Annotated in this window: 9 protein-coding genes and 1 pseudogene; 1 reads left to right on the top strand and 9 read right to left on the bottom strand. The window is 70.1% G+C overall.

The features are described 5' to 3' along the window. Window positions 1-104: 104 nt before the first annotated feature. From ABC270_RS04000 to ABC270_RS03960, 9 genes and pseudogenes are all read right to left on the bottom strand, one after another. Window positions 105-1,055 carry a carbohydrate ABC transporter permease gene (locus ABC270_RS04000; protein WP_412879614.1) on the bottom strand — a complete coding sequence of 317 codons (951 nt, stop codon included), beginning with the start codon at window positions 1,053-1,055 and terminating at the stop codon, window positions 105-107. After that, complete coding sequence (locus ABC270_RS03995; RefSeq protein ID WP_412879613.1) at window positions 1,052-2,089, bottom strand: carbohydrate ABC transporter permease; 1,038 nt, start codon at window positions 2,087-2,089, stop codon at window positions 1,052-1,054. The genes ABC270_RS04000 and ABC270_RS03995 overlap by 4 nt, the downstream gene beginning before the upstream one ends. 3 nt (window positions 2,090-2,092) lie before the next feature. Continuing rightward, a complete protein-coding gene (locus tag ABC270_RS03990; RefSeq protein WP_412879612.1) occupies window positions 2,093-3,418 on the bottom strand; it encodes a sugar ABC transporter substrate-binding protein in 1,326 nt (441 codons plus the stop codon). 275 nt (window positions 3,419-3,693) lie between these two features. Next, complete coding sequence (locus tag ABC270_RS03985) at window positions 3,694-4,248, bottom strand: DUF2231 domain-containing protein (protein ID WP_412879611.1); 555 nt, start codon at window positions 4,246-4,248, stop codon at window positions 3,694-3,696. Between the two features lie 174 nt (window positions 4,249-4,422). Further along, window positions 4,423-6,606, bottom strand: coding sequence for an ATP-dependent Clp protease ATP-binding subunit (locus ABC270_RS03980; protein ID WP_412879610.1), 2,184 nt, complete (start codon window positions 6,604-6,606; stop codon window positions 4,423-4,425). A gap of 48 nt (window positions 6,607-6,654) precedes the next feature. Then, a complete protein-coding gene (locus ABC270_RS03975) occupies window positions 6,655-8,049 on the bottom strand; it encodes an MFS transporter (protein ID WP_412879609.1) in 1,395 nt (464 codons plus the stop codon). A gap of 120 nt (window positions 8,050-8,169) precedes the next feature. Beyond that, window positions 8,170-8,436, bottom strand: a complete 267-nt coding sequence (gene tatA / locus ABC270_RS03970; RefSeq protein WP_412879608.1) for a twin-arginine translocase TatA/TatE family subunit — start codon at window positions 8,434-8,436, stop codon at window positions 8,170-8,172. A 157-nt stretch (window positions 8,437-8,593) separates the two neighbouring features. Continuing rightward, a pseudogene (locus ABC270_RS03965) lies at window positions 8,594-9,499 on the bottom strand (sugar transferase); the annotation flags it as partial. A gap of 701 nt (window positions 9,500-10,200) precedes the next feature. Next, complete coding sequence (locus ABC270_RS03960; RefSeq protein WP_412879607.1) at window positions 10,201-12,903, bottom strand: glycoside hydrolase family 2 protein; 2,703 nt, start codon at window positions 12,901-12,903, stop codon at window positions 10,201-10,203. Window positions 12,904-13,119: 216 nt separating this feature from the next. Here ABC270_RS03960 and ABC270_RS03955 point away from each other — a divergent pair, with 216 nt between their 5' ends. Further along, window positions 13,120-13,527 carry a pilus assembly protein CpaE gene (locus tag ABC270_RS03955; protein ID WP_412879606.1) on the top strand — a complete coding sequence of 136 codons (408 nt, stop codon included), beginning with the start codon at window positions 13,120-13,122 and terminating at the stop codon, window positions 13,525-13,527. Window positions 13,528-13,551 lie beyond the last annotated feature (24 nt).

Raw genomic sequence — 13,551 nt, 5'->3', positions numbered from 1 at the left:
CACACGTTCGCAACTGTTCCATCGCAGAACCAACACGGTCACACACGAACGCCCCGCCCTGCGCGTGGCAGGACGGGGCGTTCGGGTGCGCGCGCTGGCGGCGACTAGCCCTTGACGGCCCCCGCGGTCATCCCGCTGACGAGCCGCCGCTGCACGATGAGGAAGAACACCACCACCGGGATCGAGAACAGCACAGACGCCGCCATCAGCCCGCCGAAGTCCGTCCCCTTGTTCGTGGAGAACCCGGCGAGCCACACCGGCAGCGTGTACATCCCCTGGTCCTTCAGCATCACGTACGCGGTCAGGTAGTCGTTCCACGCCGCGATGAACGCGAACACGCTCGTCGCGATCACCCCGGGCATCACGAGCGGGAACAGCACGCTCCAGAGGATCCGGAACGTCCCCGCACCGTCGACCTTCGCGGCCTCCTCGATCTCGACGGGCACGGCCACGAAGAACCCGCGCATGACCCAGATCGAGAACGGCAGCACACTCGCCACGTACGCGAGGATCAGCCCGATGTAGCTGTTGAGCAACCCGAGCGTCTGGAACGACAGGAACAGCGGGATCAGCAGCGCCCCGGACGGGATCATCTGCACGAACAGGATCGCGACGAGGATGGCCCGCCGACCCCGGAACCGGAACCGCGACAGCGCCGCCGACGCCAGGAACCCGACCACGATCGAGAGCAGGACCGCCGCCACGACGACGATGGCCGAGTTCCGCAGGTAGACGAGGAACCCGTCCTGGGTGAGCGCCCTCGTGAAGTTCTCGAACGTCGGTCGCAGCGGCAGCCAGATCGGCGTGAGCGTGGTGACCTCGTCCGCAGGCTTGAACGCGGTGTTCACCATCCAGTAGATCGGGAACACCCACACGAGGCAGAACACGACCGCGATCGTGTTCGCGACCACACGCGGCTTCCGACGACGCGCGCGCGCAGTCACGGCGACGCGGCCCGGCCCGCCCGGCCTGGAGGCACGCCCCGCCCCCGCCACGTCGGGCTGCGCCTCCGACGCGGTCACCCCGGTCACCCCGGGCGTCGATGTCGTCGTCACAGGTCTTCCTCTCCACTGCGGACGAGCCGACGGATGTAGTAGCTGGTGAGCGCACCGAGGATCAGCGTCGAGATGACGGCGATCGCCGCGCCCTGCCCGTACGCGTTCGACACGAAGGACTTCACGAAGGTCCAGATGCCGAGCGTGAGCGTGGTGTCCTCCGGGCCGCCCTTGGTGAGCAGCCAGATCTGGTTGAAGACGTTGAAGTCCCAGATCACCGAGAGGATCGTCACGAGGAGCAGCGTCGGTACGAGCGCCGGCAGCGTGATCGCGCGGTACATGGCCCACGCCGAGGCCCCGTCGAGGGCGCCGGCCTCGTAGTACTCCGGCGCGATCTGCGACTGCGCGGCGTACAGCGTGAGGGCCACGAACGGCACCGCCTGCCAGATGACGAGCGAGAGCACGATCGCCAATGACTGCCCCGGGGTCGAGGCCCAGTTGTCCTGCGTGTGGTCCCCGAAGACGCCGAGCTGCGTGATGATCCAGTTGAGCACCCCGTAGAACGGCTGGAAGAGCCACTGCCACACCAGGCTCGACGCCACGTTGGGCATCGCCCACGCCAGCACGAGCACGACACTGACCACCGTGCGCATGACGACGCCGAGCCGGGTGAGCAGCTGCGACACGGCCATGCCGATCCCGATCGTCCCGACCACCATCGCCCCGGTGACGAGCACCGTCCGCAGGATGACCGGCCAGAAGCTCGCGTCCGTGAGGACGTTCGTGTAGTTCGTGAGCCCCGCGAACCCGGCCTGACCGGTGAAGATCGCGCGGAGCCCGTAGTCCTGGAAGGAGATGACGAGCAGCCGCACGAGCGGGTACACGACCAGCGCGAGCAGCAGGACCGCGGCCGGCGCCAGCAGCACGAGCGGCGCACGGGACGCCGTCGACGACCGCCGACGGCCGCCGCGACCGCCCGCCGAGCCGGACCCCGACGGGCCCGACCCCGCCGGGCGACTCCGCCGGAGACCGCCACGCCGGGTGTCCGGCCCGGCCGGAGCCGGACCGGACACCCGCTGCGCAGTGGAGGTCATCGACTACTGCTGCGCGTTCAGCGCGGACGTGAGGTGCTCCGAGAAGCCCTCGGCTGCCTGCTGCGGCGTCTTCCGTCCCGTGGCGATGTCGGCGAACATCGTCTGGAAGCTCGAGTCGCCCTCGATGGTCGCCCAGCCCGGGGTCGCCGGGGTCGGGCGGCTCGTCGAGGCGGCCTCGAAGTACGGCTTGTGGAGCTCGTCCACATCGCCGGCGACCGCGTCGAGCAGCTGCGTCGAGTTCGGCTCCCACCCGTCGACGCCGAACACCTGGTCCTTCTGGAACTCCTTCGAGGTCAAGATCTTCATGTAGTAGAGCGCGAGCTCCTGGTTCTGCGACTTCGACGGGATGCCGAGGTCGGAACCGCCGAGGAACACCGGCTGGGTCTTCCCCTCGGTCGCGGACGGCATCGGGAAGGTGCCGATCTGGTCCTTCAGCTCGGGCTTCGCCGTGGTGATCGACCCGATCTCCCACGCCGACCCGAGGATCGCCGACGTGTTGCCCTGCGCGAAGACGTCGGACTCGGCCGGCTTGTCGGTGTTGATGTCCTGCGTGGACTTCGCGGAGTACGCGTTCTGGAAGTCCTTCCACGCCGTGAGGCCCGTGACGGCGTCAGCGGAGTCGATCGCTCCGGTCCACTTGCCGCCCTTCTCGGTGGCGATCTGCCCGCCCGCGTCCCACACCCACTGCAGACCGCCGTACCAGTACTGCCCGGGCATGTAGAACGCGGAGAAGTCGGCCTGCAGGTTCTTCGCCTTCACCTTGTCGAGGTCGGCGGTGAGCTGGTCGTACGACTTCGGCACGTCGGTCACCCCGGCGTCCGCCCAGGTCTTCTTGTTGTAGATGACCGCGCGGTTGCCGGCGAAGAGCGGAGCGCCGTAGAGCTTGCCGTCGACCGTCGCCGGCCCCTCGAGCCCGGACAGCCACGTCTGCCCGTCCTGCAGCTCCTTCTTGTAGGGCGTCAGGTCCATGAGGCCGCCGGTCGCCGCGTAGACCGGCACCTGCGTGTTGCCGAGGTCGACCACGTCCGGCGCGTCCTGCTGCGCGAGCGCCGTCGTGAGCTTGGTCGTGATCCCGTCCCACTGCTGCAGTTGCAGCTTCACCTTCGCTCCGGTCGCCTCGGTGAACTGCTTCTCGGCGACGTCGAGGATCTTCGGGCTGAGGTCGCCGTTCATGATCCACACGGTGATGGTCTTGCCCTTGCCATCGGGTGTGCCGATGGACTTCGTGCCGCCGTCGGAAGCTCCGTTGCTTCCGGCGGAGCACCCGGTGAGGGCGAGCGCGCCTGCGAGGGCGAGCGCACCGAGTGCGGCGAAACGCGTGCGTGTCACGTTGACTCCCTTGGTCCGACCTTTATGAAAGGACGTTGCGTAATGGTGAGTAAAGACCCATCACGCGGGGATGTCAACACCGGATCGCAAGCCTGTGGGACGACGCGATCCGCATGTTTCCGGGGGATCACGGATGTCGAACAGATCGGGATGCAACTTTGACGAACTGGTCATGACCAGGCAAGATCTGCATCCGCTGAAGCGACGGACGGGAGGCCCGTGGCGATCCCGCCACGGGCCTCCCGTCCGTCCTCGGCGCGACGCAGTCCAGGGGCTCAGTCGTCGAAGGGGACGTGCTCGCTCGTCCCGACCCCTGCGCGCTGCCGGTACGCCAGGTGCCCGCCGAGGTAGCCGCCGACCCCGACGGCGGTCAGCCCCGCGAACCCGAGCATCTTCCCGGCGCCGTGGTTCCCGCGCTTCCGCTGCATCCACGACAGCCCGTAGAGCGTGATCCCGACCCAGTTCACCGCCTGGTGCACCCAGCCGGTCCGGAGCTGCTCGCGGTCGAGCTCGGACCAGTCCACGTACCCGGCGACGGAGGCGCTCCCGGCTGACACCAAGCCCGTGCCGACGAGGGTCTTCGCGGCCTTCGCGTTCCCCTCGCCGCCGACCAGGTCGAGCACCGCAGCGGAGATCCACGCCCCGAGCGGCACCTGCACCATGAGCGGGTGCAGTGGGTGCCCGAACGGCACGCCGTGCAGCAGCTGCCGGAGCGCCCGGGGACGTGCGAGGGCGCGGACGACGGCGCGGTCGATGTCGACTGCCTTGTCGAGCACGTCAGCGTGCTCGACGGCGTCGGTGAGGCGACGGATGGCTCGGATCTCAGGCATGCCCTGGACGGTAGGCCTGGAGGCCCGCAGCGGGTTCCAGGAACGCGCACCGCTCCTCCAGGCGGCCACCACACGCGACCACGCGACGAACCGCCACGGAACCGGGTTCCGGACGCCACACCCCGCGGTTCCGCGATGCCGTGTCCGGAACCCGGTTCCGGCGGCTGTCAGCCGCTACTCCTCGACGATCTCCCCCTCGACGACCTCACCGAGGTCGAACGGCTCGACCGTCAGCTCGTCGCCGTCGGCGGCGACGTCCACCCGCACGGTGTCGCCGTCCCGGACGTCGCCCGCGAGGATCGCCCGTGCCAGCCGGTCGTCGATCTGTCGCTGCATGAGGCGCCGCAACGGACGCGCGCCGTACACCGGGTCGTACCCTCGCTCGGCGAGCCACGTCCGGGCCGACGGCGTGACCGCGAGCTCGAGCCGACGGTCGGACAGCCGGCGGGCGAGGCGGTCGACGTACAGCGACACGATCTGCCCGAGGTCCTCCGACGTGAGCGCCTGGAACACCACGATGTCGTCGAGCCGGTTGACGAACTCCGGCCGGAAGGCCTGCGTGACGAGCTCCCGCACACCCTCCTCGCGCTGCTCCGGCGTCAGCGCGGTGTCGGTGAGGAACTGCGACCCGAGGTTCGACGTCAGGATGAGGATCGTGTTCCGGAAGTCGACCGTCCGGCCCTGACCGTCGGTCAGCCGCCCGTCGTCGAGCACCTGCAGCAGCACGTCGAAGACCTCGGGGTGGGCCTTCTCGACCTCGTCGAGCAGGACGACCGAGTAGGGCCGACGTCGGACGGACTCGGTCAGCTGCCCGCCGGCCTCGTAGCCGACGTAGCCGGGCGGGGCGCCGATGAGCCGCGCGACGGAGTGCTTCTCGCCGTACTCGCTCATGTCGATGCGGACGAGGGCCTTCTCGTCGTCGAACAGGAACTCGGCCAGCGCCTTGGCCAGCTCGGTCTTGCCGACGCCGGTGGGTCCGAGGAACAGGAACGACCCCGTCGGACGGTCCGGGTCGGAGATGCCCGCACGTGTCCGACGGACGGCCTCGGAGACGGTGTTCACCGCCGAACGCTGCCCGATGATGCGGCGCCCGAGCTCGTTCTCGAGGTGGAGCAGCTTCTCGGTCTCGCCCTGGAGCAGACGTCCCATCGGGATGCCCGTCCACTGCGCGATCACGGCGGCGATGTCCTCGTCGGTGACGCTGTCGTTCACCATCCGCTCGGCACTCTCGGCCTGCTCGGCGGCGGCGAGCTCGGCCTCGATCCGCGGCTTCTCGCCGTACTCGAGCCGGCTGACCGTCTCGTAGTCGGCCTCGCGCTGTGCCCGCTGCGACCGCATGTTGAGGTCGTCGAGGCGCTGCTTCAGTTCACCGATCCGGTTCAGCGAGGCACGCTCGGCCTGCCACCGCTGCTCGAGCTCGGCGAGCAGGGTCTCGCGGCTCGCGAGTTCGGCACGCAGGGTCTCGAGCCGCGCCTTCGATGCGTCGTCCTTCTCCTGCTTCAGCGCGAACTCCTCGACGCGCAGCCGGTCGACGGTGCGCTTGAGCTCGTCGATCTCGACCGGGGACGAGTCGATCTCCATGCGGAGCCGCGACGCCGCCTCGTCGATGAGGTCGATGGCCTTGTCGGGCAGCTGACGGCCGGAGATGTACCGGTTCGACAGGCTCGCCGCGGCGACGAGCGCGGAGTCGTTGATCGTGACCTTGTGGTGCGCCTCGTACCGCTCCTTGAGCCCGCGCAGGATCGCCACAGCGTCCTCGACACTGGGCTCGCCCACGTAGACCTGCTGGAACCGCCGTTCGAGCGCCGCGTCCTTCTCGATGTACTCGCGGTACTCGTCGAGCGTCGTCGCGCCGATCAGTCGCAGCTCGCCGCGCGCCAGCATCGGCTTGAGCATGTTCGAGGCCGCGACCGACCCCTCGCCCCCGCCTGCGCCCATGAGCGTGTGCAGCTCGTCGATGAAGGTGATGACCTGACCGTCGGAATCGTTGATCTCCTTGAGGACGGCCTTGAGCCGCTCCTCGAACTCACCGCGGTACTTCGCACCGGCGATGAGGGCGGAGATGTCGAGCGACACGAGCCGCTTGTCCTTGAGCGAATCGGCGACGTCACCGGCGACGATCCGTTGCGCCAGACCCTCGACCACGGCGGTCTTGCCGACGCCGGGCTCGCCGATGAGCACCGGGTTGTTCTTCGTCCGACGCGTCAGCACCTGTGAGACGCGGCGGATCTCGGCGTCGCGGCCGATCACCGGGTCGAGCTTGCCGCTGCGGGCGATCGCCGTGAGGTCGACGCCGTACTGCTCGAGGGCGGTCTTCTGTCGCTCTTGCGAGTCGGGAGCGCCCTGGAGGTTCGCCATGCGTTCCGTCCTTTCGTTGCGTTGGTCGTCTACTTGAGTCTACTGCACTCAACTTCTGTCCGGCACGGAATCTTCCCGCATCGGGTTCCGGATGCCGATCGCACTGACGATCGACCCGGCGAGCAGCAGGAAGCCCATGACCACGACCGCGCGGTGGAACCCGACCACGCTCATCGCCCCACCGAGCACGACACCGGCGAGCGCCACCACCACGAGGCTCGCGATCCGGGCGACCGCGTTGTTGACCGCTGATCCGATCCCCGCCTCGGACTCCGGCACCGACCCGAGGACCGCACTCGTCAGCGGAGTCACCATGAGCGCGATCCCGAGGCCGACGAGCACGAGCCCGGGGAACACGGTCCACCAGTACGCCGCCGGGTCGTTGCTCACGAACACCATGACGAACGACCCCACCGCCGCGATCGCGGGACCGGCGGCCATGAACCACCGCGGTCCGTACCGCCCGGCGAACGACCCGACCGTGGTCGAGAGCAGCAGGAGCAGGACCGTCGGCGGCAGCGTCGCGATGCCGGCGACCCACGCCGGGAAGGCCCAGACCTCCTGGAGGAACAGCGTCACCACGAAGCCGACCATGCCGAGCGCCCCGTAGATCGACAGCGTCGCGAGGTTCCCGACCGCGAAGTTCCGCGCCCCGAAGAGCCCGAGGTCCACGAGCGGTTGCGTGGTCCGCCGCTCCCAGGGCACGAACGCCACGAGTGCCAGCCCACCGACCACGAGGGCCGCCAGCACGATCGGCGATGACCACCCGAGCCGCTCCTGCTCGATCAGCCCGAGCACGACCCCGCCGATGCCGACGACCGCGAGCACCGCCCCGATCACGTCGACCCGAGGCCGACCAGGAGGCCGGACGTCACCCGAGATCCGCACCACGAGCGGGATCGTGACCGCGATCGGGACCGCCGTGAGCACGAAGATCCACCGCCAGCCGATGCCGTCGACGATCACGCCGCCGATCACCGGGCCGACGATCACGGCGGCGCTCGACCAGGCAGTCCACGAACCGATGGCCCTGCCCTGAGCCGCGCCGCGGAACGCCGCGATGATGAGCGCGAGCGAACTCGGCGTGACGAGCGCACCACCGACACCCTGCAGTGCCCGGGCGACGATGAGCACCGCGCCCGTCGGCGCTGCCGCGCACACGATCGACGCGCCGCCGAAGATGATCAGCCCGAGCGTGATGACCCGCACCCGGCCGAACAGGTCCGACAGCGAGCCGGCGACGAGGATGAGCGAACCGAGCGTCACCATGTACGCGTCGACGACCCACTGCTGCACGACGAGCCCGCCACCGAGGTCGTGCCGGATCGCCGGGAGGGCGACGTTCACCACGCTCGCGTCCAACCCGACCACGAACGACGCCAGGATCGCGACGACGAGCACCACGCGCCGGTCGTCGCGGAGCGGTGCAGCGGGTGTCGTCATGCGTTCATCCAACCCCTGCCGCCGACGGCACATCCACGCCCCCCTCACGACGAAGCCCCCGCGACCGGAATGGTCGCGGGGGCTGCCGACAGGACGGGGCTGGGTGTCGTCGGTCTGGTGCTACTGCTTGGAGTCCGCGTTCGGCTGGACCGACGGTCCCGGGTTGACGACCGGCGCGGCCGGCTGTGCAGCGGTGTTTTGCGCGCTGGTGTTCTGCGCCGATGTGTCGGGCGACTGCTTGTCGTCCGTGCCCATCTCCTTCTTGAAGATGTTGATCGACTGACCGAGACCCTTCGCGAGTGCCGGGAGCTTGGTCGCCCCGAACAGCAGGATGACGATCCCGAGGATGATCAGCAGATGGATGCCGGTGAGGCCTGCGAACATCATGACTCCTTCGATGGTGAACTGGTCGCCGTGCTCGGGTCTTCTTCGACACACGCGGCGGAAGCTCGTGGTCGGATCATCGTAACTCGGTCTGTCCGGGAATCACAGGCGGGGAGCCCGAACGGACACCGTTCGCACAGGCTCGGCGGCCGCGATCGGGTCAGTACGCGCCGCGTGAGCGGAGCACCGACGGGATCGTCCGCGCGAGGATGACGAGGTCGTGCAGGAACGACCAGTTCTCGACGTAGTGCAGGTCGAGCCGAACCCCCTCGGCCCAGTCGAGGTCCGAGCGGCCACTCACCTGCCAGAGCCCGGTGATGCCCGGGGTCACGAGCAGTCGACGATCGGCGAAGTCCTCGTAGACGGCGACCTCCTTCGGCAGCGCCGGGCGCGGCCCCACGAGGCTCATGGACCCCCTGAGCACGTTCCAGAGCTGCGGCAACTCATCGAGCGACGTCTTGCGGAGGAATGCCCCGACGCGTGTCACTCGCGGGTCGTCCTTCATCTTGAAGAGCGGGCCCGCCCCCTCGTTCGACGCCTCGAGCGCGGCCACCCGAGCTTCGGCGTCGACGCACATCGTCCGGAACTTCAGGATCGAGAAGTCGAGACCGCCGCGCCCGACCCGGGTCTGCCGGAAGAACACCGGACCGCCGTCGTCGAACCGGATCGCGAGCGCGATCAGCGCGAACACCGGCGCGAGCACCAGGAGTCCGAGGCCCGCTCCCACGACGTCGAGCAGACGCTTGCCGAACCGCCGGCGGTAGTCCGGAGTCTCGACGTGCATGAGCGGAAGGCCGTCGACCGGGCGCTCGTGCACGCGACCGGCCGCGACGTCCGCGAGCGGTGACGAGACGACGAGCTCGACACCGTGCTCCTCGAGCTGCCAGCCGAGGCGCCGGAGCCGTTCGTGTCCGCCCGGCACCGCGCCGGCCACGACGACCGCGGACACCCCACAGGTGGCCGCACGGTCGAGGACCTCATCGATGCGTCCGACGACCGGCACCAGCGCCGAGCCGAGGTCGACGGCGGAGCCGACGGCCACACAGTCGGTGACCACGCCGGCGACCCGGTAGCCGGCGACGGGGGGGGGGCCGCGATCCGGCGCCCCACGTAGCGGACGTCCTCACCGTCGCCGACGAGCAGGACGTCCTGCAGCCGCTCCCCCCGTCCGCGACGGCGGGCGAGCACGGTGCGGACGACCTTGCGTTCGAGCACCAGCAGCAGGAGGCCGAGCGGGAAGGCGATGGCCACGTAGCCGCGGGCGATGTCGAGCTGGATCGCGTACGACACGATCGCCACGCCCGCGCCGGTGACGAGGCTCGCGGTCACCAGGCGGCGGTACTCCTCGTTGCCGACGCCGGCGATCCGGGCGTTCCGCGTCCCGAACGAGTGCAGCAGTGCCATCCAGAGGATGACGATCGCCGGGGCGACGACGAACTCGATCCACCCGGCGGTCCGTGACCCGACGGGCAGCTCCCCGGGGAACCGCGCAGCGTGTGCCACGGCGAACGCCAGGGTCAGGACGAGCAGGTCGAGCGCGGCGACGGCGATCGCGAAGCCGGCGGGAGCACCGGCGGGAACGGCCGAGGCACGTCGGCTGACCTCGGGGAAGACCGTGGCGGGCCGTGCTGGTCGGACGACGAGTGACATCGCGGTACCTCCGGTCGGGTTCCGGACCGACAGGACGTCGATCGGATGCCGCAGGCGTCGCCGTCATCGGCCGACCGAGCAGCACCCAATCAGAATATCACCGTGATGTTCCGGACATCAAGCACGAAGGACGGCGTCGAGCGACCACAGGACGGGCGGCTCGAGCAACGCCTCGGCAGCCGCCGGGTCGACCCCGCGGACCCGGAAGACAGCACGTTCGCCCGGCAGCAGGGTCACGAACCCGCGATCGACGACCCCCGCGGGTGCGACGCGGTCGGGCTGCAGCAGGAGGTCCCGGACCAGCGTCGACGCCTCGACCACCACCCGGACGGTCCCGCCGTCCACTTCTGCCCTCGCGGCGAAGCGGGCGGACTCCCAGCGCATCTCGCGGTCGGGTGACGGCGTCCACACGGCACGGTGCTCCCCGAGGTCCGCGACGACGAGCTCGTTCCGGGGGTCGTCGACCACCCCGACGGATTCGGGCAGCGCGACGACGGCGACCCCGGCCGACAGGTGCACGGGGAGCGTGACCTCGGCGAGCACGGCTCCCGCCAGCGTCATCCGTCGCACGCGCACGACACTGTCGTTGCCCGGCCGGGTGGAGCGGACCGCGACCTCGACGGGCGACGACCCGAAGGCACCAGGTGACACCCCGAGCGAGACGCCCCCGGACCCGAGCGACAGCGTGTCCGCCAGCTCGCCGAGCTCAGCCGCCTCACCTGCGTGGGCCGACGGGGCCGGGTGATCCGCGCCTCCAGGCTGGTCGTCGGCCGACGCGCCGGACGGACCGGCCGTCCGCGGACCGACCACCGAGGACACCGGCCGGATGGTCAGCAGCACGTCGTCGTACAGCCGACGCAGTTCGTGCGCCAGTGGCTTGAGCCGACCCGCCGAGTCGACCGCCGACCACGACGCGACCGGCCACAGGTCGTTCAGCTGCCACAGGACGACTCCGGTGTTGCGGGGCCAGTGCGTCCGCCAGTGCTCGACGCCCGACGCGATCGCGCGGACCTGCTGCAGCTGCGTGAGGTAGTGCCACGCGTCGAACGACGCCGGGTCGACGCCGCCGAAGCGCGGGGCGATCCCACGCGCCAGCTTGCCCATGCCGTCGTCGGCCTTCTGGTGGTGGACGACGCCGGGCGAGTCGACCCGCATCGGAGCGTCCGTGACCGCGTCCCGCAGCGTCCGCCAGGCGGGCGGCGCCTGCCACCCGAACTCGGACACGAACCGGGGCACCGACGCGCGGTAGGCGCTGTCCGGCAGCCGGTTCCAGGCCTCCCACGAGTGGTGCGTCTCGTGGTCGACGTCGTTCGCCGGCAGGTCTTCGTCCCCGGACCACGGCGACCCCACCGTGTAGAAGCGCGTCGGGTCGACGGCGTCGACGATCGTCGGCAGGAGGTCGAGGTAGTAGTCGAGGCCCCACCCGCGGTCCCCGAGCGTCTCGGCCCAGCCGTCGACGTCGTGCAGCCAGATGTTCTCGTTGTTGCCGTTCCACACCACGAGCGACGGGTGGCGGGACAGGCGGGCGACGTTGTCCCGCGCCTCGGCGACGACCTCGCTCCGGATCGGCTCGGTCTCGGGGTAGGCCGAGCACGCGAACGCGAAGTCCTGCCAGACGAGCAGACCGAGCTCGTCGCACACCTCGTAGAAGTCCCGCGACTCGTACACGCCACCGCCCCAGACCCGGACGAGGTTGGTCCGGAGCGCCGCCGCCGTCCCCAGCCGGGACTCGTAGCGCGCGCGGTCCACCCGCGAGACGATGACGTCGTCCGGGATCCAGTTCACCCCGCGAACGTCGATCAGGGTGCCGTTGACGTACACGCCGAACGGCTTGCCGATGGTGTCGGACGCCGTGTCGATGCGTGTCGACCGGAAGCCGGTGCGGAACACGTCGCGGTCGAGGACCTCCCCCTCGACGGTCTGCAGCTCGACGGTCACGTCGTAGAGGGGCTGCTCGCCGTACCCCCGCGGCCACCACCGCTGCGCGTCCGGCACCCGGACGGTCACGACGGTCTCGTCGTCCTTGGGCGTCAACTGCGCGCGCGAACGCTGGCGGGTCGTTGCGCCCTCGGCGTCCGGCCCGCTCACGGTCACGACGAGCACGAGGTCGTCGTCCTCGCCGTCCTGGTCCAGGTCGTTCATACCCGACCGCTCGACCGTGACGTGCGCGTCGAGCACACCCTCGCCCGCCTCGACGTCCACGAGCGGACGCACCTCGCGGAGCCGCGCCGTCGACCAGCGCTCGATCGCCACCGGCCGCCACGGGCCGCTCGTCACCGCCGTCAGACCCCAGTCCCACCCGAAGTTCGACGCCATCTTCCGCACGTACGGGAACGGCTCGTCGTACGGCCCCGGCATGCTGCCCGCTCGCGCTGCGACACGACCGGCCTCGCGGTAGGGCGATTCGAACAGGATCTCGAGCTCGCGCTCCGTCCGCGCGTTCGACCCACCGGTCGCGTCCCGCAGGTCGAACCGGTACCGACGGTGCATGTTCCGCGTCGTCCCGACCGTGACACCGTCGAGCGTGAGCGTCGACACGGTGTCGAGCCCGTCGCAGACCAGGTCGATCCGCTCGTGGCCCCGCAGGTCGACGTCGACGTTCCGCTGGTACGCCCAGTCAGCCCGGCCGACCCACTTGCCGTCCGCCTCGTTGCGGTCGAACGTCGGGTCGGCGAGCAGCCCCTCACGCTGGAGGTCGGTGTGCACCTGGCCCGGCACCGTCGCCGGGATGGAACGGCCTGCGACGCCGTCAGGGGCGCCGCTGCCGCCTGCCATCGTCACGGTCCAGCCGTCGCGGAGTTCCTCGCGGTCGAGGGTCATGCGGGTCCTTCTCTGGGCGGGCGGGACCGGTGGTCCGCTCGGTCGGGACGCCGGCCGCGTGTCCGCCAGGCGGCCGGGAACCGGCCTGGAGGCACGACACCGGTCAGCCGGGCGTCGTCACGTCGCGCGCGCGAGCGCCTGGGCGATCACACGACGGGGTGCCCGGCGATGCTAGTACGCGGAGCTTGCACGGCGGTGGGTGGCAGGCTGTGATCCGTGATCACAGTTGCTCTCGCCGCGGCCCTCCGTGACTCCGGACTCCGTTGGCACCCCGAGACCGGGGACCGGTTCGTCATCGACAAGCCCGGGGTCGACGACGACGTCTACACGGTGTCCGAGATGACCGTCGAACGGCACGACTACCCGTCCGGCACCGTGCTCGGCTTCAACGGGACGACGGAGTGGGCACTCGACTCGGTCGAGGCCGCCGAGTCGCTGTGGCTGCCGCGGGAGGACCAGCTCCGGACGCTGCTCGGGAGTGCTTTCGTGTCGCTCGCGAGTTCGGGGCCGTCGCTGACCGTCACCGCGGTGATCGACGGTGCTCCGCAGACCTTCGACGCTCCCGACGCCGCTGACGCGTACGGCGCCGCGCTGCTCGCGTACATCCGTTCTGCGCTGGACTGAACGCCCTCGAACCGGGTGACGCGC

Source organism: Curtobacterium phoenicis (genome assembly GCF_047238015.1).
In the GTDB taxonomy this organism is placed as follows: domain Bacteria; phylum Actinomycetota; class Actinomycetes; order Actinomycetales; family Microbacteriaceae; genus Curtobacterium.
Note: the sequence above shows the minus strand (reverse complement) of the source record. Positions and strands in the feature narration are given on the sequence as shown.